We start from the raw sequence: 18,045 nt of genomic DNA on the forward strand, positions 1-18,045 counted from the left end.
TTGTGACCTGAGCATAGGGGTCGACAAGAGACGAACGGGTAGCGGCGGGTCGAAATCCTTTACCGGTTGAATCCGCTGCCAGTTCCGGCCGCTCGTTGATCGCCGATGACCGGTCATTCTCGCCGTCATTGGCGGCGGACTCCTGATCCGCCGGCTCGGCAGCTCGGTAACGGTTAGCCCTAGCGGCCTGCGTTTGTGACATTTTGCAGTTGTTCGCCAAGTCCGGCGATCCTGGCGCGCATTGGGTCACCCGCCTCCCCACCGCCGCCGAACAGCGCCTGCATGCCTGCGGCCTTTCGTCTCTCGTCAGCCCAGCCAGCCCTTGATGGTTGCCGCCATGACGTTGGCCGAGATGCCGTAGCGATCGTGCAACGTAGGCAGTGCGCCAGCGTCGAGGAACGCGTCCGGAAGGCCAACCTGCTGGAACGGCGCGCTCACGCCCGCGCGCATCAGCGCAGTCGCCACGCCTTCGCCAAGCCCCCCGATTACCGTATGGTTCTCGGCGACGACGATGAGCCGGCCGGAGCGTCTTGCCTCGCGCACGATAGTTTCGGTGTCAAGCGGCTTGATCGTCGGCACGTGCAGCACAGCCGTGCCGATGCGATCCGCCTGCAGGGCCTTGGCCACTTCGAGCGCGCGCATTGTCATGATGCCCGAGGAAATCACGAGCACCTCTGCGCCGTCGCGCAGCAATTTTGCCTTGCCAAGTTCAAAGCGATAGTCATATTCATCGAGCACGACCGGGACGTTGCCACGCAGTAGCCGCGCATAGACAGGACCGCGATGTGCCGCGATGGCGGGCACCATTTGCTCGGTGTCCAGCGCATCGCATGGATCGATGACGGTCATGTTCGGCATCGCGCGCATCAAGGCCAGATCCTCGGCGGCCTGATGGCTTGGTCCATAGCCTGTCGTGAGGCCGGGAAGCGCACAGACGATCTTCACATCCAGATTGTCTTCGGCGATTGCCTGGTGCATGAAGTCATAGGCGCGGCGCGTGGCAAAAACCGCGTACGTGGTGACGAAGGGCTGTGCGCCTTCGTGCGCAAGGCCCGCGGCGGCGCCCATCAGCAACTGCTCGGCCATGCCCATCTGGTAGTAGCGTTCCGGGAACGCCTTGGCGAAGAGATGCAGGTCGGTGTATTTGCCGAGGTCGGCCGTCATAGCGATCACATCGGGCTTGTTGCGGGCGAGTTCCACCAGCGCATGTCCGAACGGGGCAGGGCGGGTCGCCTGCCCCTCTCCGGCAATCGACGCGATCATTGCGGATGTCTTCAGGCGCGGCTTGTTCAAGGTTGCGTTGCTCATGCTTGTCTCCCAGCTTCCAGTGCTTCCAGCGCGAGCTGCCACTCGTGGGCGTCGACGCGGATAAAGTGATTCTTCTCGCGTTGCTCCAGGAAAGGAACACCGCAGCCCATGCGCGTATCGCAAACGATCATGCGAGGCTGGGCGCCCGGATGCGATCGCGCCGCATCGAACGCCGCTGCTACCGCCTCGATATCGTTGCCATCGACGCGCTGCGTAAACCAGCCAAACGCCTCCAACTTCTCCACCAGCGGCTCGAATGCCATGATCTGCGTCGAGGGCCCGTCGGCCTGCTGGTTGTTGACATCGACAATTGCGATCAGGTTGTCCAGCTTCCAGTGGCTCGCCGACATGATGCCTTCCCAGATCGCGCCTTCATCCAGTTCGCCATCGGAGAACAGCGTATAGACAAAGGCATCGGAGCCCTTGCGCTTGAGGCCAAGGCAACGGCCAACGGCTATCGTCAGGCCCTGCCCCAGAGACCCACCAGACATCTCCATGCCTGGCGTGTAGCTTGCCATGCCTGACATCGGCAGGCGGCTATCGTCGCTGCCATACGTCTCCAGCTCTTCTGGCGGGAGAATGCCTGCTTCGAACAAGGCGGCATACAGCGCGATCGCATAGTGCCCGTTGGACAGGAGGAAGCGGTCACGGCGCTCCCATTCGGGGTCTTCCGGGCGGTAGCGCATGGCACCGAAGTAGGCGACGGCAAGGACGTCTGCGATGTCGAGTGCTTGGCCGATATAGCCCTGGCCCTGCACTTCACCCATCAACAGGGCATTCCTGCGGATTCGATAGGCGCGCTCTGGCAGTGCCACGGGCGCTTCGGATGAGGATGAATTCATATTCGTCTCCTGCGTATATCTGATGGTCAAGGGGATGGAGAAGCTCAACGGTTGACAGTCTTCGCTGGCACAAGGAAGACCAGCAGTGCGCCCAGCACGATGGCGCCAGAGATAAAGATCAGGCCGGCCGTCGATTTTCCGGTCAGATCGTTGAGCCAGCCGACGATGGCCGGGGAAAAGAAGCCGGCAAGGTTGGCGAAGCAGTTGACGGCGGCGATCCCGGCCGCTGCCGACATGCCACCCAGCAAAGCGGTGGGCAATGCCCAGAACTGCGACGAGGACGTCAGGATGCCCGCTGCCGCGACGCTCAGGCAGACGATCGAAGCAGCGACGCTGCCAAGCAGAGGAAGGGTCGCAAAGCCGGCCGCCGCCACCAGCATCGGGATCGCCAGGTGCAGGCGCCGCTCGCGACGCCGGTCCGCGCTCATGCCGACCAACGGCAGCGCAATAATCGCGCACAGGTATGGCAAGGCGGTAAGGATGCCCACCCACAAGGGATCCGCGACGCCGGCCTTCCTGACGATGGTCGGCAACCAGAACGTCAAGCCATACTGTCCGAGCACGACGCAGAAGTAGATGGATGCCATCAGCCAGAGCCGGCGATCGGCGATGAACCCCCGAATCGACACGTGCGAGACCTTCTGGGCGTTGTCGCCGGCGACGTTGCGTGAAAGCAGCGCTTTCTCCGCTTCGGTGAGCCACTTCGCGCTCTGGATGCCGTTGTCCAGGTAGAGCAGGATGGCGATGCCGAGAACGAGCGAGGGCAGCGCTTCCAGCACGAACAGCCACTTCCACCCGGCCAGATCCATCACACCGTGGAACGCGTGCATGATGTAGCCGGACAGCGGCCCGCCCACGATGCCCGCCAGCGGTATCGCCATGAAAAACAGGGATAGCGCCTTGGCTCGTCGTTCCGACGGAAACCAATAGGTCATGTACAGAATGACCCCAGGCGCAAATCCGGCCTCCGCGACGCCCAACAGGAAGCGCAACACGTAAAAGGTGGTGGGAGAGCTGACAAACACGAAGCTCGCCGAGATGACGGCCCACGTCAGCATGATGCGCGCGAGCCAGTTGCGCGCACCCACCTTGTGCAGAATCATGTTGCTCGGGACTTCGAAGAGGAAATATCCAAGAAAGAAGATGCCGGCGCCGAGGCCATAGATGGTTTCGCTGAAGCGCAGATCATTGAGCATCTGCAACTTGGCGAACCCCACATTGACCCGGTCCAGATAAGCGCCAAGGTAGCAGAGCATCAGAAACGGGATCAGGCGCCGCACCACTTTTGCATAGGTTTTTGATTCGAAGGTGGCGGCATCCGTGTGCGCCATCACATCGCCCGCGACGGGCGAAGCGTATTTGGTCTTCATGTTGTCTCCTGCCAAGCGCCCCGGGTTAGCCCGAGTGCGCTGATTGTTCCGCCAGGTGAAGGCGGCAGTCGAGGGACGATCAGTGAATCAGCATCCCGCCATTGACGTCGAGAGTGATGCCGGTCAGGTAGGCGGACAAGTCGCTGACCAGGAACAGGCAGGCATTGGCCACGTCGGCGGCATTGCCCAGGCGGCCGAGCGGAATCCCCTTGATGATGTCGGCCCGCATGTCCGGCGTCAGCTTGTCGCCGGTGATGTCGGTCTGGATCAGGCCCGGCGTGATGGAGTTGACGCGGATGTTGTCGCCGCCGAATTCCCGGGCCATGGCGCGCGCAAGGCCGAGTACGCCTGCTTTCGCCGCGCTGTAGTGCGGACCGCCGAAGATGCCGCCGCCGCGTTGCGCGGACACCGACGACATGCAGACGATGCTGCCGTGCTTCTGCTCCTTCATGGGCGGGAGGACGGCCTGCGACATGTAGAGGGTGCCGCGCAGGTTCACGTCAATGACGGCATCGAAGTTGCCGGGCAGGATGTCCAGGGTGCGCAGGGGCTGCGTGATGCCGGCGTTGTTGATCAGGCCATCGATCCGGCCATATTGCTCCAGGGCGGCGCGCGCGGCCGACTGGCAGGCCGCCAGGTCGGTGACATCGCAGGCGACGCCGAGGTGGCCTTCGCCAAGATCCCGCGCTGCCCGCTCCGCGTCTTCCAGGCGCAGATCCAGAATCACGACTTTGGCGCCCTGCGCGGCCAGCGCGATTGCAGTTGCCTTGCCGATGCCGCGGGGGGATGCCGCACCGGTTACGATGACTACCTTGTTCTCGAGCATCATGTCTGTCTCCTGACTGTTGAGATGATGGTTCGAGTGTGGTGCCTGGCCTGGATCCGATCAACGCAGTCCGTCTCAGCTATTGCTGAGATATTTTCAGATGACAGTGCGGACGGGGGGCGGCAAGGGAATGCTGCGGCGCACAAGCCGTGTGCGGCATGATGCTCGGACCTACTTCAGTTCCCGATCCATCCAGTCGAGAAACCGCTGTACCCGGGGCAAGTCCGCGTTCTGCGATGGGCAGACGATGTGGTGCGCGCCCACCTCCACTGCAAATGTCGGGTCAAAGACTGGTACCAGCGTCCCCTTGCTGATATGGATCGACGCCAGCAGCATGCTTTCCAGAGCCACGCCGATGCCAAGGGCCGCGGTCTCCAGCGACATGTATGAGCGGTCAAAGGAGAAGTCGAACGCCTGGTGCTCGCCTGAGACGCCAAACCTGGCAAACCACTGTTGCCACTGGACGAGAGGTGTCTCGGAGAAGACCAGGCGCTGGCCTAGCAGGTCTGCCGGAGTGCGGATAGGGTGTCTGGCAAGATACTCAGGCGATGCCAGCGGAGCAATGAACTCATTGCGCACTGTCTTGACCTGCAGATCGCGCCAGTGCGCGTAGCCGTACCGGATATCGATGTCGTAATAGCCGCTGGTGAAAGAGATGTCCTCATAGGAGCAGGCTACGTTCAACTGAATGTCGCCATTGTCGGCCTGGAACGATTTCAGCCTCGGCAACAGCCACATCAGGCCGAAGCTTGGGCTCGAATGCACCCTGAGGATGTCGACTTCAGCCTGGCTCGATGCACGTTCGGTCGCGCGATTCAGCTCCGCAAGCGATCCTGTTACGTCGCGCAAGTATTGCTCCCCGACTGGCGTGAGGGCCAGCCCCCGCCCCTGCCGGAAAAAGAGTGGCTGCCCAATGATGGACTCGAGGTTGGCAATCTGATGGCTCACCGCCGAGGCGGTCAGGCCCAGTTCCTCGGATGCACGGCTTACGCTCTTCGTTCTCGCAATGCTCTCGAACGCGATGATCGATTTCAGCGGAGGAATGCGCATACCCGGTTCTCTAGTGACGGCGGCAAGACGATTAGGTAATCCAAGGGGATCCTCCCCGTCGCAACTGACCTCGGCAGGCCAGGTGAGCGGCATACGCCCGAGGCAAGCCAAGGCGCGCAAGGAGCGCACCGTTTCCCACAGACTCTGCCGCTGTCCTGGCGGATTCCGCAATGATCATATCGCATGGGGCAGCCACGGGCGGTGTAATACGTCCGCTATGGCTACACGCCCTCTCGCCGATGAAGAGACGATCGCCGACCGTCGTCCTCTTTGCAGATCGACGATGAACCAAAGGAAAGCGGCGGCACGGATGCGCTCCGTTCCTTCACGGCAATGGCTCAGATGCCAGCCATGCAGGTGTACTTGATGACCAGGTAGTCCTCGATCCCGTAGTGCGATCCTTCGCGGCCCACGCCCGACTGCTTGACGCCGCCGAATGGCGCGACCTCATTGGAGATCAGGCCGGTGTTGACGCCCACCATGCCGTACTCCAGCCGCTCGGAAACGCGCCACACACGGCCGAGGTCGCGTGCGTAGAAATAGCTCGCCAGGCCGAACTCCGTGTCGTTGGCCATGGCCACCACTTCGTCCTCGGTCTCGAAGCGGAACAGTGGCGCCAGCGGGCCGAAGGTCTCTTCACGCGCCACCAGCATGTTGGGCTTCACATCGGCCAGCACGGTCGGCTCGAAGAACGACTGGCCGAGCGCATGGCGCTTGCCGCCCTGCAGCACGCGGGCGCCCTTGGAGATCGCGTCGGTGATATGTTCCTCGACCTTGATCACGGCCTTGTCGTCGATCAGCGGTCCGATGCGCACGCCGTCGTCCATGCCGTCGCCCACCTTCAGCGCGCGCACTGCCTCGACCAGCTTCCCGGCGAAGGCGTCATAGACCTTGCTGTGCACATACAGGCGGTTGGCGCAAACGCAGGTCTGGCCCGCGTTGCGGTACTTCGACACGATGGCGCCTTCCACCGCGGCATCCAGGTCGGCATCCTCGAACACGATAAAGGGCGCGTTGCCGCCCAGTTCCATCGACACCTTCTTGATCGTGGATGCTGTCTGCGCCATCAGCGTGCGGCCGACTTCGGTGGAGCCGGTGAAGGTGAGCTTGCGCACCAGCGGATTGCTGCTGAGTTCACCGCCGATGGCGGAGGCCGAGCCGGTGACCACCGACAGCACGCCTGCGGGGATGCCGGCGCGCTCCGCCAACACCACCATTGCCAGCGCGGTCAGCGGGGTTTGCGAAGCGGGCTTGACCACCATGGTGCAGCCGGCCGCCAGTGCCGGGCCGGCCTTGCGGGTGATCATGGCCGCCGGGAAATTCCACGGCGTAATCGCCGCGCACACGCCCACCGGTTCCTTGGTGACGACGATGCGCTGGCTGCTCACCGGCGCCGGAATGGTCTGGCCATACACGCGCTTGCCTTCCTCGGCGAACCACTCGATGAAAGAGGCCGCATAGCCGATCTCGCCGCGCGCTTCGGCAAAGGGCTTGCCTTGCTCCGCGGTCATGATGCGGGCCAGGTCGTCCTGGTTGGCCAGCAGCAGCTCGAACCATTTGCGCAGCAGCGCGGAGCGCTCCCTGGCGGTACGCGCGCGCCAGGCGGGCAGGGCGCGGTTGGCGGCCTCGATGGCCTGGCGGGTTTCTTCCGCACCGAGCAGGGGCACCTGGCCCACGCGCTCGCCGGTGGCGGGATTGGTCACATCGATATGACGCTGCGCATCGATCCAGCGGCCGTCGACAAAGCACTGCTGGCGCAGCAGCGTGGGGTCTTGGAGTTGCAACATGGTCTGGCTCCGGTTCCGTAGCGATGTTGGGGGGATTCGGCGCAACGCCGTTGACCGCAGGTTAGCAGGATCCGGCGCTCTCGTCGGATCCTGCCGGCCGCGGCTGGAAACGCTGCACCATTGTGCTCCCCGCGGGGGGCGGATCAGTCGTGTGGCGGCCTGCGCGCCAGCTCGTCCACGCGGTTGACCACTTCGGCCAGCAGCGCCGATTGATCGTCGCTGCGATAGCTCATGATCACCGGGGAGGTAAAGCCGGGTGCGTCAATCGGCACGTAGGCCACGTCGTCGCGGTGCAGGCGCTGCACCGATGCCGGCACCAGGCAGATCCCCAGTCCGGCGGCCACCAGGCCGATGGCGGTCTGCAGCTCGTTGGCTTCCTGGGCCACGCGCAGTTGCAGGCCCTGGGTGCGGAACAGCGCCAGCACGTGGTCGGCGTAGCTCGGGCGGGGCCGCGCCGGATAAAGCACGAAGGGGTGGGCCGCAAGCTGCGCCGGCGTCATCGGGGGGGCCTTCAGCGCAGCATGGCCGCAGGGCACGGCGGCCACCAGCGTTTCGGCCATCACCACCGCGCGGGTAATGGCCGGGTCGTCCAGCACGATGCGGCCAAAGCCGATATCGATGCGGCCGGCCTTGAGCGCTTCCAGTTGCTGCACGGTGGTCAGCTCGGACAGGCCGACCTCCAGTGCCGCGTCGGAGCCGCGCACCAGGCGGATCAACTCCGGCAGGAAGCCGTACAGCACCGACGGCACGAAGCCGATGCCGAACCAGCGCTTCTCATTGCGGCCGATGCGCCGCGTGCCTTCCACGATCTCATCGATGCGCTGGTTCAGCTGCAGCGACTGCTCCAGCAGGAAGCGGCCCGCCTCGGTAAGGCGCACCGTGCGCGCGGAGCGGTCCAGCAGCACCGTGCCGATTTCGTCCTCCAGCTGGCGGATCTGGCGCGACAGCGGCGGCTGGGCGATATGCAGGCGTTGCGCGGCACGCGTGAAGTTGAGTTCGGCCGCGACAGCCTGGAAATAGCGCAGGTGGCGAAGCTCCATGGGCCTGCCCCTCCATACTTTAAAGGTATCGATCGGGACATACTCGGTCTTGGACACCCTGAATGTCAAGCCACATACTGGATCCCAGCGAATTCCATACTTGGTAGGCAAACAGCATGAAAGCAACCGTCACCTCCGTCGAAGCCATCCTGGTCGACCTGCCCACCATCCGGGCGCACCAGCTTGCCATGACCACCATGCAGCGCCAGACCCTGGTGATCGTGCGGCTGCGTTGCAGCGACGGCATCGAAGGGATCGGCGAAGCCACCACCATCGGCGGCCTGAGCTACGGCGATGAAAGCCCCGAGGGCATCAAGCTGACCATCGATACCTACCTGGCGCCCGCGCTGGCCGGCATGGATGCGTGCAATATCCACGCCGCCATGCAGCGCCTGGCCTCGGTGGCCCGTGGCAACCGCTTTGCCAAGTCGGCGCTGGAGTCCGCGCTGCTCGACGCGCAGGGCAAGCGCCTGGGCCTGCCGCTGTCCGAGCTGCTGGGCGGCGCGGTGCGGCCGAACCTGGCCTGCCTGTGGACGCTGGCCAGCGGCGATACCGGCCGCGACATCGAAGAGGCCGAGTCGCTGCTCGAGGCGCGCCGCCACAACACCTTCAAGCTCAAGATCGGCCGGCGCTCGGTACGTGACGACGTAGCGCACGTATCCGCCATCAAGCGCGCGCTGGGCGACCGCGCCTGCGTCACGGTGGACGTCAACCAGGCCTGGAACGAGGCCGACGCCGCCACTGGCATCGCCATGCTGGAAGCCGCCGGCATCGACCTGGTCGAGCAGCCGGTGCCGCGCGAGCAGCGCAGCGCGCTGGCACGGCTGGCGGCACGCTTCGTGGTGCCGGTGATGGCCGACGAATCCGTGTGCGGCCCGGAGGACGCCATGGAACTGGCGCGTATCGCCGGGGCGGACGTGTTCGCGCTGAAGATTTCGAAGTCGGGCGGCATCTTCGAGATGCTGCGTACCGCGGCGGTGGGCGATGCCGCCGGCATTGCGCTCTATGGCGGCACCATGCTGGAAGGCAGCGTAGGCACGATCGCCGCTGCCCACGGCTTTTCCACGTTGCCCCGGCTGGCCTGGGGCACCGAGCTGTTCGGCCCGCTGCTGCTCAAGGACGATGTGGTGACGGCACGCCCCGAGTACCGCGACTTTGCCTTGCACCTGCCGGTTGGCCCGGGGCTTGGCCTGACGCTGGACGAGGATAAGCTGTCGCATTACCGCCGTGCCGCCTGAGGCGCGCCCGGCCCGATACAAACAAACGCAGACGAACGCAGACGAACGCAGACCCGAGGAATCAACGATGCTGTTTCTGGTGAGAATGGATGTAAAGATACCGGCCGACATGCCGGCCGCGCAGGCGGACGAGATCAAGGCGCGCGAGAAGGCGTATTCGCAGGATCTGCAGCGCCAGGGCAAATGGCCGCATCTCTGGCGTGTGGTCGGCGAGTACGCCAACTACAGCGTCTTCGACGCCGAGTCCAACGACGATCTGCACGCGATGCTCTCCGGCCTGCCGCTGTTCCCGTACATGGAGATCCATGTCACGCCGCTGGCCAGGCATCCGTCGTCGATCAAGTAAGCCCGCAGTCTGCCGTAACCATGAGCACCGCCGCGGCCTTCGATGGCCGCGACCCGAAAACCAGCTTTCACTCCAAATCCAACTGGAGGAGATTTTGATGCGCTTGCCTTTCCTGCGCGCCTGGGCCGCCTGCGCCTGCGCGCTGGCCACCCTGGCCGTGCTGCCGTCCGCCCATGCCGGCGCCTACCCCGATCACCCGATCCGCTGGGTCGTGCCATTCCCCGCCGGTGGCGCGATGGACAATATCGCCCGCACGCTGGGCGAGGAAATGTCGAAGTCGATGGGTCAGGCGATCGTGGTGGAAAACCGCCCCGGCGCAGGCGGCAATATCGGCGCCGAGCTGGTGGCGCGCTCTCCCGCGGATGGCTACACGCTGATCATCGTGGCCAACGGCATGGCGGTGAACCCCGCCCTGTACGGCCGGCTGAACTATGACCCGGTGAAGGACTTCGCGCCGGTCTCGCTGCTCGCGGTGGTGCCCAATGTGCTGGTCACGAACAAGGTCAGGAAGCTGCCCGCCACGGTGCCCGACCTGATCGCCGCCGCGCGCGCCACGCCGGACAAGTACACCTATGCTTCGGCCGGCAACGGCACCTCCATCCACCTGGCCGGTGAGCTGTTCACCTCGCTGACCGGGGTCAAGATGCTGCATGTGCCTTACAAGGGCAGCGGCCCGGCCATGACGGACCTGCTGGGCGGCCAGGTCGACTATATGTTCGACAGCATCACCTCGGCCAAGCCGCATATCGACGCCGGCAAACTCACGCCGATCGCTGTGACCACCACCAGGCGCTCGTCGGCGCTGCCCAACGTGCCGACCATGGCCGAAGCCGGCGTGAAGGGCTATGACCTGTCGCCGTGGTTTGCCGCGTTCGTGCCGGCCAGGACGCCGCCCGCCGTGGTCGCGCGCCTGAACCAGGCCATGGTGGACGCGCTGGCCAAGCCGTCGGTGCGTACCCGCCTGGCCGGCATCGGCGCCGAGCCGATCGGCAGCACGCCCGCGCAACTGGGCAAGCACCTCGCCGCTGAAACCGACAAGTGGGGCAAGCTGATCCGCGAACGCGGCATCCGCGCAGACTGAGATCGTCATGACTACCGCATTCAACCAAGGCATCGCGCTGCACTACCAGATCGAGGGAGCGCCGGACGCGCCCGTGCTGGTCATGTCCAATTCGCTCGGCACCGACCTGCGGATGTGGGCGCCGCAGATGGACAGCCTGCTGTCCCGTTTCCGTGTGCTGCGCTATGACACGCGTGGCCACGGCGGCTCCGGCCTGCCGCCACCCTCCGAGCCGTTCGGGTTTGCCGAACTGGGGCAGGACGTGCTGGCCATCATGGATCACGCCGGCGTCAAGCGCGCGCACTTTTGCGGGCTGTCGATGGGCGGCATGACCGGCATGTGGCTGGCCGCCAGCCACCCGGAACGCTTCGAGCGCTTCGTGCTGGCCAACACCGCGGCCCTGATCGGGCCGGCCAGCGGCTGGGATACCCGCATCCAGACGGTCCGCGCCCAGGGTATGGCGGCCATCGTCGACGCCGTGCTGGCGCGCTGGTTCAGCGCCGGCTGGCTGGCCGGCGATGCGCAGCGCATCGCCCCGGTGCGGCAGACGCTGCTGGACGCATCGCCTGAAGGCTACACGGCCAATTGCGCCGCCGTGCGCGATGCGGACCTGCGTCCGCTGCTATCGCGTATCGCCAGCCCGGTGCTGGTGATCGCAGGCACGCACGACCTGGCCACCACGCCGGCACAAGGCCGAGAGGTCGCAGATGGGATCGCCGGAGCGCGCTATGTGGAGCTGGACGGGGCACACTTGTCCAACTGGGAGCAGCCTCGGGAGTTTGCCGAAGCGGCGTGCAGGTTCCTGGGGGAATAAGGCGGGGCACCCGGAAGGCGAGCAATCCATGCCATGGTTCTGACCTGGCTTCAGGGCGTGACCGTGGCAGATCCTGCGCCTTTGCCGCACCGCGCCTCGTGCGGCTACTTCGCCGGCCTGAACCGAAGATCCCCATACCAGGCGCGCGCCGTTGCGCCGGTATTGTCCGTATCGGTGAGCAATCCATAGGCGGTAACCCTGCCCGGCTTCTCGTTGAAGGCGTGCTCGTAGTCCTGCTCCACGTTACGGCTTAGCGTCAGCCACTTGCCTATGCCATCGGCGCCGCCCGAAACCACGATCATCCTGATTCGCGAGGTGTGGGGATTGTCGATGACCGTGCCGACCGGCGCGGTATTGGACCAGATGTACATCAGCGTGGCGTAGGGCAAATCCTCTCCCGCCAGCGTCCTGGCAAGCTTGATGGCGGTACGGTCGCCCAGCGACAGCTTGCTCGTATCTCCGTCGAACAGGAATACCACGCGCGCCGGCGCATCTTCCTTCGACGCGACGCTGTTGTCGGCGTCGTCGATAGGCCGCTCGACCTTCCAGCGCCAGGTCAGCTGCGGCGTTTCCTCCAGATCGACATTGCCCTTGTGCATCAGCGCCGAGGCCGAGGCTGCGGCATCGGCTTCCAGCACCGTGGCGTGGTCGTCCATCACCAGGCTGTAACGGGTCAGCGCCTTGCCATGCGCGACCGGCAGGTTCTTCCAGCCGGCCGGTAGCGGGCCGCCTGGCGTACCGGCGGAGAAGGCGGCGCCGGGGGCGGCCGGGGCTGCAACCGGTGTCGATGCGGCCGGCGCCGATGCCACCGACGCCTGCGCCCGGGCCGGCGGCACCGGCACCAGCAACAAGCCGCACGCCAGCAGTCCGGCCCGCACGCACGCATGCGCGCCGGGCAATGCCTGGCCCGTCGCCGTCGCGGGCAAATGCTTCGAAGCCAGTTGGAAGGTCATGATGAATTGCCCGATGGGCGCCGTCATTGTTCTTGTTGTTCCCATTGTAGGCAGAGGGCAGGGCGTTTGCCCATGCCTGCGCCGGTGACGGGAATGACTTGCCGGTTGGTGCTTGGCATGATGCTTCCCCTGCTGCGTTGTGATCGGTGGCTATCGGTAGCTCTGTGTCGGGCAAAGCGATCAGGCCACGCCGCCGTTGGCGCGCAGGATCTGGCCGTTGACCCAGCCGGCATCGGGACCGGCGAGGAAGGCGACCACGGAGGCGATGTCTTCCGTCTGGCCCAGGCGTTGCAGCGGGGGCATCCTGGCAAACGTCTGGATCTGCTCTTCGGTCTTGCCGTCGAGAAACAGCGAGGTGGCAATCGGGCCGGGGGCGACGGCGTTCACCGTGATGTTGCGGCCGCGCAATTCCTTGGCGAACACATGCGTGAATGCTTCGACGGCGGCCTTGGTGGCGTTGTAGACGGCGTAGCCCGGCATGTTCAGCGCCAGCGTGGTGCTGGAGAAGTTGACGACGCGCCCGCCGTCGTTGAGGCGCGCGGCGGCTTCGCGCAGGCTGTTGAAGGTGCCGCGCACATTGATGTCGAAAGTCTGGTCGTAGAGTGCGTCGCTGGTGTCGGCCAGCGGCACGGTCTTGAGCACGCCGGCGTTGTTGACCAGCACGTCGGCCTTGCCCAGCTGCTGCTCGGTGATCTCGAACAGGCGACGCACATCGCCGGCCCTGGACACATCTGCCTGCACCGCGATGGCCGACGCGCCGGCCGCCTTCAGCCCGGCCACGAGGGCCTCGGCCTGCGCCGCGCCGGCAGCGTAGTTAAGCGCGACCGCGAAGCCGTCACGGGCAAGCCGCTGGGCGATGGCGGCGCCAATGCCGCGGGATGCGCCGGTCACGATGGCGACTTTGCCGTGGTTGGCGTTGTGGCTGGCGTGGTTGGCGTGGTGGCTGGTGTTGCTCATGATCCGTTTCCTTCAGGTGGCGGGTTGGTGAAACGAATAGTGGACCATTCCGATGGGAAGATAATTTGTCCATACTTGCTATCATTGCTCCATTCACTTTAACAATCCGCCGGGCGTTACCATGGACCGATTCCAGGAAATGCAGGCCTTCGTGCGCATCGCCGAGCGCCAGAGCTTTACCCAGGCCTCCGAGGACCTGCGGATCCCGCGCGCCACCATCACCAACCTGATCAAGCGCATGGAGCTGCGGCTTGGCGCGCGGCTGCTGGAGCGCACCACACGCACGGTGCGGCTGACCCACGACGGCGAGGCGCATTACCGCCGCTGCGTGCGCCTGATAGCCGACCTGGAAGAGGCGGAGGGCTCGTTCAGGGATGCCGCGCCCAAGGGTCTCTTGCGCGTGAACCTGCAAGGCACGCTGGCGCGCCATTTCGTCGTGCCCGCGCTGCCGGGATTCCTGGCGCAGTATCCCGGCCTGGAAGTCCACATTGGCGAGGACGACCGCCTGGTGGACCTGGTGCGGGAAGGGATCGACTGCGTACTGCGTGCGGGGAACCTGCAGGATTCTTCGATGGTGGGCCGGCGCGTCGCGCTGCTGGAACAGGTGACCGTGGCGAGTCCGGCCTATCTGGCGAAGCACGGCGAGCCGGAGGACCTGGAGACTTTGTCGGCACATCGCGCGGTCAACTACATCTCCAGTGCGACAGGCAAGGCCGTGCCGATGGCGTTCACCGTGGACGCACGCGTGACGGCGGTGCAGCTGGCGGCCACCGTCTCGGTCACCGGCGCCGACCTCTATGCCGGTGCCGCGGTGGCCGGGCTGGGGCTGGTCCAGGTGCCGCGTTATCGCGTGGCCGCGGAACTGAAGGAGGGTCGCCTGCGGGTCGTGCTGGCGGCTATGCCGCCGCCGCCGATGCCGGTCTCGGTGCTGTATTCGCAGAACCGCCAGTTGTCGTCGCGCGTGCGCGTCTTCGTGCAATGGCTGCGCGAAGTGTTTGAGTCGGCGGGGAACGGGAAGGGCGAGGGAACAGGGACGGGGGAAGAGACGGGAAGCAGGGCCTGATTCCCGTCGGAGCGCCGCTCGATGCGAACTACACGATCGGCGCTCAAGCGCGGCAGCCGGCTATTTCCGAACGCTGGACGGCAGCACCGAGTTCCGGTTTGACGGCTTGCCGGACTGTGCCGACTGTTGCTTGCTGCCTGCCGACGTCTTTTGCGGCGCGGCGCCGGCGACCCCGGCAGCGGCGCCAAGCAGGACGGCCAGCAGCGCCGCCGGTGCCTTCTTTCGCAAGTTCATGATGGACTCCTGTTGCGTGGCCGGCGCACCCGCGCGTACCGGCCACTGGTTGGTTCAGCTTCAGATGCCTTCGGCCGGCGTCAGCGAGGCTGCATCGGGGCCGCCCTTGCGCCTGCGATTGCGGTTGACCCAGGAGAACACCACCGGCAGCACCAGCAAGGTCAGCAGCGTGGTGGTCACCATGCCGCCCACGATCACCAGCGCCAGCGGCCGTTGCGCTTCCGAGCCGATGCCGTGCGACAGCGCCGCCGGCAGCAGGCCCAGGCCCGCCAGCATGGCCGTCATCACCACCGGGCGTAGCCGCAGCGCGGCGCCCTCGACCACGGCTTCATGCAGGTCTTCGGACTGCGCCAGCCGGTTGACGTAGGAGATCAGGATCACCCCGTCCTGGATCGCGATGCCGAACAGCGACAGGAAGCCGATACCCGCCGAGATCGACAAGGTCTCGCCCGCGATATGCAGTGACAGCAAGCCACCGATGGCCGCGAACGGGACGTTCAGAACCACCATCAGCGCATCCTTGAAGTTGCCGAAGGTGCTATACAGCAGCAGGAAGATGACCAGGATGGTCAGCGGCACGATCACGGCGAGCTTCTTCTGCGCGATCTTCATCTGGTTGAACTGGCCGTCCCAGAAGATGCTGTAGCCCGCCGGCAGCGTCACGGCCATGTTCACCTTGTCCTGTGCCTCGGCCACCGCGCTGCCCAGGTCCCGCCCGCGCACGCCGAACTTGATGGCGATGTAGCGCTTGCCGGTTTCGCGGTAGACGAAGAATGGACCATCCGTCGCTTCCACCTTGGCCACCATCGACAGCGGGATGCGCTGGCCGTCAGGCGTATCTACCAGCAGGCGGCCGATCACGTCCGGGTTGTTGCGTGCCTGGTCGTGCAGCCGCACCGACAGTCCGAAAGTCTTCTCGCCCTCCAGGATATTGGTGACGTTGTCGCCGCCGACGGCATACTGCACCGCGGTCTGGATGTCGCTGACGTTCATGCCGAAGCGCGCGCTTTTCTCGCGGTCCACGGTGATGTTCAGCGTGGGCTGCCCCAGTTCCTTGAAGATGCCCACGTCGGCCAGGCCCGGTACCTTCTTGAGGATGGACTCGACTTCCTTGGCCTTGTCTTGCAGCGTCACCAGGTCGGAGCCGTAGATCTTCACCGAATTCTCACCCTTGACCCCGGACAGCGCCTCGTTCACGTTGTCCTGGATGTACTGCGAGAAGTTGTACTCGATACCCGGGATGCGATCCAGGTGCCTGGACAGCCGATCCACCACCTGCTGCTTGGTGGTGCCCTTGGGCCAGTCGGCCGGGGGCTTGAAGTAGAGGGCGTATTCCTGGTTGAACACGCCGGTGGAGTCGGTGCCGTCGTCGGGGCGCCCGATCTGTACCGACACGGTCCTTACCTCGGGCTGCTCGCGGAAGAAGCCGCGCAGGTCGCGCGCGATGGAGGCCGAATAGTCGAGATCAACGGTGTTGGGCAGCGTGATGCGCAGCCACAGGTTGTTCTCTTCCAGCGTGGGCAGGAATTCGGTGCCGAGGTAGCGCGAACTGTACAGCGTGCCGGCCAGGCCGATAAAGGCAGCCAGGAACACCAGGCCGGGCTTCTTCAGCAGCTTGCGCAGCAACGGCTTGTAGGCGCTCAGAATGACGGCGATGAACTTCGGCGAGTGCGGCCGCAGCGAACCGCGGAACACAAAGGATGTCACCGCCGGCACGAAGGTCAGCGCCAGCACGATCGACGCCAGCAACGCGAAGCCCATGGTGAAGGCCATCGGCTGGAAAATGATGCCTTCCACCCCGCCCATGAAGAACAGCGGCGAGTAGGCCACGATGATGATGCCGGTGGAAAAGATCATCGCGCGCTGCACTTCGCTGGTGGCCTTGACGATGCCATCCTCGACATTGGACTCGCCTTCCTCCAGGTGGCGCATGATGTTCTCCATCACGATCACCGCGGCATCCACGATCAGCCCGAAGTCGATCGCCCCGAGCGAGATCAGGTTGGCCGGCACCTTGAAATGGTCCATGTTGATGAAGGACACGCATAAGGCCAGCGGGATCACCGCCGCCACCACCGCCGCGGCACGGAAGCTGCCGAGGAAGATGAACAGCACGATCAGCACCAGCGAGATGCCGACGAACAGCGCGTGCTCGACGGTACCCATGGTGAGGTCGAGCAGGTTCTGCCGGTCGTAGAAGGTCTTGACCTGGATGCTCTTCGGCAGCACGTTCTGGTTGATGTCCGCGATCTTGTCGCGCACCCGCGCCAGTACCTCGGTGGCGTTCTCGTCGCGCTTCATCAGCACGATGCCCTCGACGATATCGTCATGGTGGTCGAACTGCACCATGCCCAGGCGTGGCGTGTTGCCCACCCGGACTTCCGCAATATCGCGCACCCGGACCGGCACGCCGTTGGACACGGAGACGGTCACGTTGCGGATATCGTCGAGCGTCTGCAACAGGCCCACGCCGCGCACCACGAACTGCTGCTCGCCGGACTTCATCAGGCCGCCGCCGGCATTGGCGTTGGCGTTCGACACCGCGTCGACCACCTGCTTGAGCGAGAGCCCGTAAGCCTGCAGTTTCTCCGGCGTCGGCACGATCTGGTACTGCTTGACCTTGCCGCCGAAGGCCGTGATGTCGGCCACTCCGGAAACGTGCTTGATCTCCTTGTAGATGTCGTAGTCCTGGTAGGTCTTCAGCGTGGTCACGTCAATGCCGTTACCTTCGACCCGGTAGCGCAGGATTTCACCGGTGGCGTCGCCGTCCGGCGACAGGTTGGGCTGCACGCCGGGCGGCAGGCTGGCCTGCGACAGGTAGGTGACGAAGTTCTGGCGCGCCTTGAAATTGTCCACGCCCTCCTTGAACTTGACGGTCACCACCGACAGCCCGAACAGCGAGACCGAGCGGAAGGACTGCACATCCGGCACGCTGGCCAGTGCGTTTTCCACGGGAATCGTGATCTGCTGCTCGACTTCGACCGTGCTGCGGCCGGGCCACTGGGTGATGGCCTGCACCGTGACCGGCGCCACGCCAGGATAGGCCTGCAGCGGCAGCCGCAGGAAGCTCAGCACGCCGGCCGCCAGCAGGCCGATCGCCAGGAACACGATCACCAGGCGCCGCTTGAGGATGCTTTTAATGGGCGAGAAGACCATC

16 protein-coding genes are annotated in these 18,045 nt (G+C 65.0%); 5 read left to right on the forward strand and 11 right to left on the reverse strand.

Annotated features, from left to right (window positions below; genetic code table 11):
• Positions 1 to 306: 306 nt before the first annotated feature.
• The 7 genes from AC1DQ3_RS01465 to AC1DQ3_RS01495 form a co-directional block, all read right to left on the reverse strand.
• A complete protein-coding gene (locus AC1DQ3_RS01465) occupies positions 307 to 1,308 on the reverse strand; it encodes a transketolase family protein (RefSeq protein ID WP_477118386.1) in 1,002 nt (333 codons plus the stop codon).
• Entirely contained in the window at positions 1,305 to 2,150 is an 846-nt protein-coding gene (locus AC1DQ3_RS01470; protein ID WP_477118387.1) for a transketolase, read from the reverse strand. Before AC1DQ3_RS01470 ends, AC1DQ3_RS01465 begins: the two co-directional genes overlap by 4 nt.
• 44 nt (positions 2,151 to 2,194) lie before the next feature.
• The gene (locus AC1DQ3_RS01475; protein WP_477118388.1) at positions 2,195 to 3,520 is read right to left on the reverse strand and encodes an MFS transporter; all 1,326 of its coding nucleotides are present in this window, start codon (positions 3,518 to 3,520) and stop codon (positions 2,195 to 2,197) included.
• A 79-nt stretch (positions 3,521 to 3,599) separates the two neighbouring features.
• Positions 3,600 to 4,349 (reverse strand): SDR family NAD(P)-dependent oxidoreductase, encoded by a 750-nt coding sequence (locus AC1DQ3_RS01480; protein ID WP_477118389.1) that lies wholly within the window; start codon positions 4,347 to 4,349, stop codon positions 3,600 to 3,602.
• 168 nt (positions 4,350 to 4,517) lie between these two features.
• On the reverse strand, positions 4,518 to 5,396 hold the full coding sequence (locus AC1DQ3_RS01485; RefSeq protein ID WP_477118390.1) for a LysR substrate-binding domain-containing protein: 879 nt from the start codon (positions 5,394 to 5,396) through the stop codon (positions 4,518 to 4,520).
• Between the two features lie 338 nt (positions 5,397 to 5,734).
• Positions 5,735 to 7,183, reverse strand: a complete 1,449-nt coding sequence (gabD, locus tag AC1DQ3_RS01490) for an NADP-dependent succinate-semialdehyde dehydrogenase (protein ID WP_477118391.1) — start codon at positions 7,181 to 7,183, stop codon at positions 5,735 to 5,737.
• 143 nt (positions 7,184 to 7,326) lie between these two features.
• Positions 7,327 to 8,223: a LysR family transcriptional regulator gene (locus AC1DQ3_RS01495; RefSeq protein ID WP_477118392.1), complete on the reverse strand. Its 897-nt coding sequence runs from the start codon at positions 8,221 to 8,223 to the stop codon at positions 7,327 to 7,329.
• A 116-nt stretch (positions 8,224 to 8,339) separates the two neighbouring features.
• On the opposite strand from AC1DQ3_RS01495, the gene AC1DQ3_RS01500 reads away from it, so the two are divergent.
• The 4 genes from AC1DQ3_RS01500 to pcaD all read left to right on the forward strand — a co-directional run bounded on the left by AC1DQ3_RS01500 (position 8,340) and on the right by pcaD (position 11,681).
• Complete coding sequence (locus AC1DQ3_RS01500; protein ID WP_477118393.1) at positions 8,340 to 9,461, forward strand: muconate/chloromuconate family cycloisomerase; 1,122 nt, start codon at positions 8,340 to 8,342, stop codon at positions 9,459 to 9,461.
• 67 nt (positions 9,462 to 9,528) lie between these two features.
• Positions 9,529 to 9,807 (forward strand): muconolactone Delta-isomerase, encoded by a 279-nt coding sequence (gene catC / locus AC1DQ3_RS01505; RefSeq protein ID WP_477118394.1) that lies wholly within the window; start codon positions 9,529 to 9,531, stop codon positions 9,805 to 9,807.
• Between the two features lie 97 nt (positions 9,808 to 9,904).
• On the forward strand, positions 9,905 to 10,888 hold the full coding sequence (locus AC1DQ3_RS01510; protein ID WP_477118395.1) for a tripartite tricarboxylate transporter substrate binding protein: 984 nt from the start codon (positions 9,905 to 9,907) through the stop codon (positions 10,886 to 10,888).
• Positions 10,889 to 10,895: 7 nt separating this feature from the next.
• Entirely contained in the window at positions 10,896 to 11,681 is a 786-nt protein-coding gene (gene pcaD / locus AC1DQ3_RS01515; protein WP_477118396.1) for a 3-oxoadipate enol-lactonase, read from the forward strand.
• 104 nt (positions 11,682 to 11,785) lie between these two features.
• Here pcaD and AC1DQ3_RS01520 read toward each other — a convergent pair whose 3' ends face one another.
• Positions 11,786 to 12,634 (reverse strand): DUF3047 domain-containing protein, encoded by an 849-nt coding sequence (locus AC1DQ3_RS01520; RefSeq protein WP_477118397.1) that lies wholly within the window; start codon positions 12,632 to 12,634, stop codon positions 11,786 to 11,788.
• A 180-nt stretch (positions 12,635 to 12,814) separates the two neighbouring features.
• The gene (locus tag AC1DQ3_RS01525) at positions 12,815 to 13,591 is read right to left on the reverse strand and encodes an SDR family oxidoreductase (protein ID WP_477118398.1); all 777 of its coding nucleotides are present in this window, start codon (positions 13,589 to 13,591) and stop codon (positions 12,815 to 12,817) included.
• Positions 13,592 to 13,712: 121 nt separating this feature from the next.
• Here AC1DQ3_RS01525 and AC1DQ3_RS01530 point away from each other — a divergent pair, with 121 nt between their 5' ends.
• Complete coding sequence (locus tag AC1DQ3_RS01530; RefSeq protein ID WP_477118399.1) at positions 13,713 to 14,654, forward strand: LysR family transcriptional regulator; 942 nt, start codon at positions 13,713 to 13,715, stop codon at positions 14,652 to 14,654.
• A 60-nt stretch (positions 14,655 to 14,714) separates the two neighbouring features.
• On the opposite strand, the gene AC1DQ3_RS01535 is transcribed toward AC1DQ3_RS01530, so the two are convergent.
• On the reverse strand, positions 14,715 to 14,888 hold the full coding sequence (locus tag AC1DQ3_RS01535; RefSeq protein WP_477118400.1) for a hypothetical protein: 174 nt from the start codon (positions 14,886 to 14,888) through the stop codon (positions 14,715 to 14,717).
• A 60-nt stretch (positions 14,889 to 14,948) separates the two neighbouring features.
• Positions 14,949 to 18,044: an efflux RND transporter permease subunit gene (locus AC1DQ3_RS01540; RefSeq protein ID WP_477118401.1), complete on the reverse strand. Its 3,096-nt coding sequence runs from the start codon at positions 18,042 to 18,044 to the stop codon at positions 14,949 to 14,951.
• Between the last annotated feature and the right edge of the window lies 1 nt (position 18,045).

This window comes from Cupriavidus sp. 01T418, assembly GCF_056398885.1.

Excerpts from the sequence above, each read along its gene's own strand:
- AC1DQ3_RS01465 (WP_477118386.1), bottom strand. The coding sequence starts at position 1,308 with ATGAGCAACGCAACCTTGAACAAGCCGCGCCTGAAGACATCCGCAATG.
- AC1DQ3_RS01470 (WP_477118387.1), bottom strand. The coding sequence starts at position 2,150 with ATGAATTCATCCTCATCCGAAGCGCCCGTGGCACTGCCAGAGCGCGCC.
- AC1DQ3_RS01475 (WP_477118388.1), bottom strand. The coding sequence starts at position 3,520 with ATGAAGACCAAATACGCTTCGCCCGTCGCGGGCGATGTGATGGCGCAC.
- AC1DQ3_RS01480 (WP_477118389.1), bottom strand. The coding sequence starts at position 4,349 with ATGATGCTCGAGAACAAGGTAGTCATCGTAACCGGTGCGGCATCCCCC.
- AC1DQ3_RS01485 (WP_477118390.1), bottom strand. The coding sequence starts at position 5,396 with ATGCGCATTCCTCCGCTGAAATCGATCATCGCGTTCGAGAGCATTGCG.
- gabD (WP_477118391.1), bottom strand. The coding sequence starts at position 7,183 with ATGTTGCAACTCCAAGACCCCACGCTGCTGCGCCAGCAGTGCTTTGTC.
- AC1DQ3_RS01495 (WP_477118392.1), bottom strand. The coding sequence starts at position 8,223 with ATGGAGCTTCGCCACCTGCGCTATTTCCAGGCTGTCGCGGCCGAACTC.
- AC1DQ3_RS01500 (WP_477118393.1), top strand. The coding sequence starts at position 8,340 with ATGAAAGCAACCGTCACCTCCGTCGAAGCCATCCTGGTCGACCTGCCC.
- catC (WP_477118394.1), top strand. The coding sequence starts at position 9,529 with ATGCTGTTTCTGGTGAGAATGGATGTAAAGATACCGGCCGACATGCCG.
- AC1DQ3_RS01510 (WP_477118395.1), top strand. The coding sequence starts at position 9,905 with ATGCGCTTGCCTTTCCTGCGCGCCTGGGCCGCCTGCGCCTGCGCGCTG.
- pcaD (WP_477118396.1), top strand. The coding sequence starts at position 10,896 with ATGACTACCGCATTCAACCAAGGCATCGCGCTGCACTACCAGATCGAG.
- AC1DQ3_RS01520 (WP_477118397.1), bottom strand. The coding sequence starts at position 12,634 with ATGACCTTCCAACTGGCTTCGAAGCATTTGCCCGCGACGGCGACGGGC.
- AC1DQ3_RS01525 (WP_477118398.1), bottom strand. The coding sequence starts at position 13,591 with ATGAGCAACACCAGCCACCACGCCAACCACGCCAGCCACAACGCCAAC.
- AC1DQ3_RS01530 (WP_477118399.1), top strand. The coding sequence starts at position 13,713 with ATGGACCGATTCCAGGAAATGCAGGCCTTCGTGCGCATCGCCGAGCGC.
- AC1DQ3_RS01535 (WP_477118400.1), bottom strand. The coding sequence starts at position 14,888 with ATGAACTTGCGAAAGAAGGCACCGGCGGCGCTGCTGGCCGTCCTGCTT.
- AC1DQ3_RS01540 (WP_477118401.1), bottom strand. The coding sequence starts at position 18,044 with ATGGTCTTCTCGCCCATTAAAAGCATCCTCAAGCGGCGCCTGGTGATC.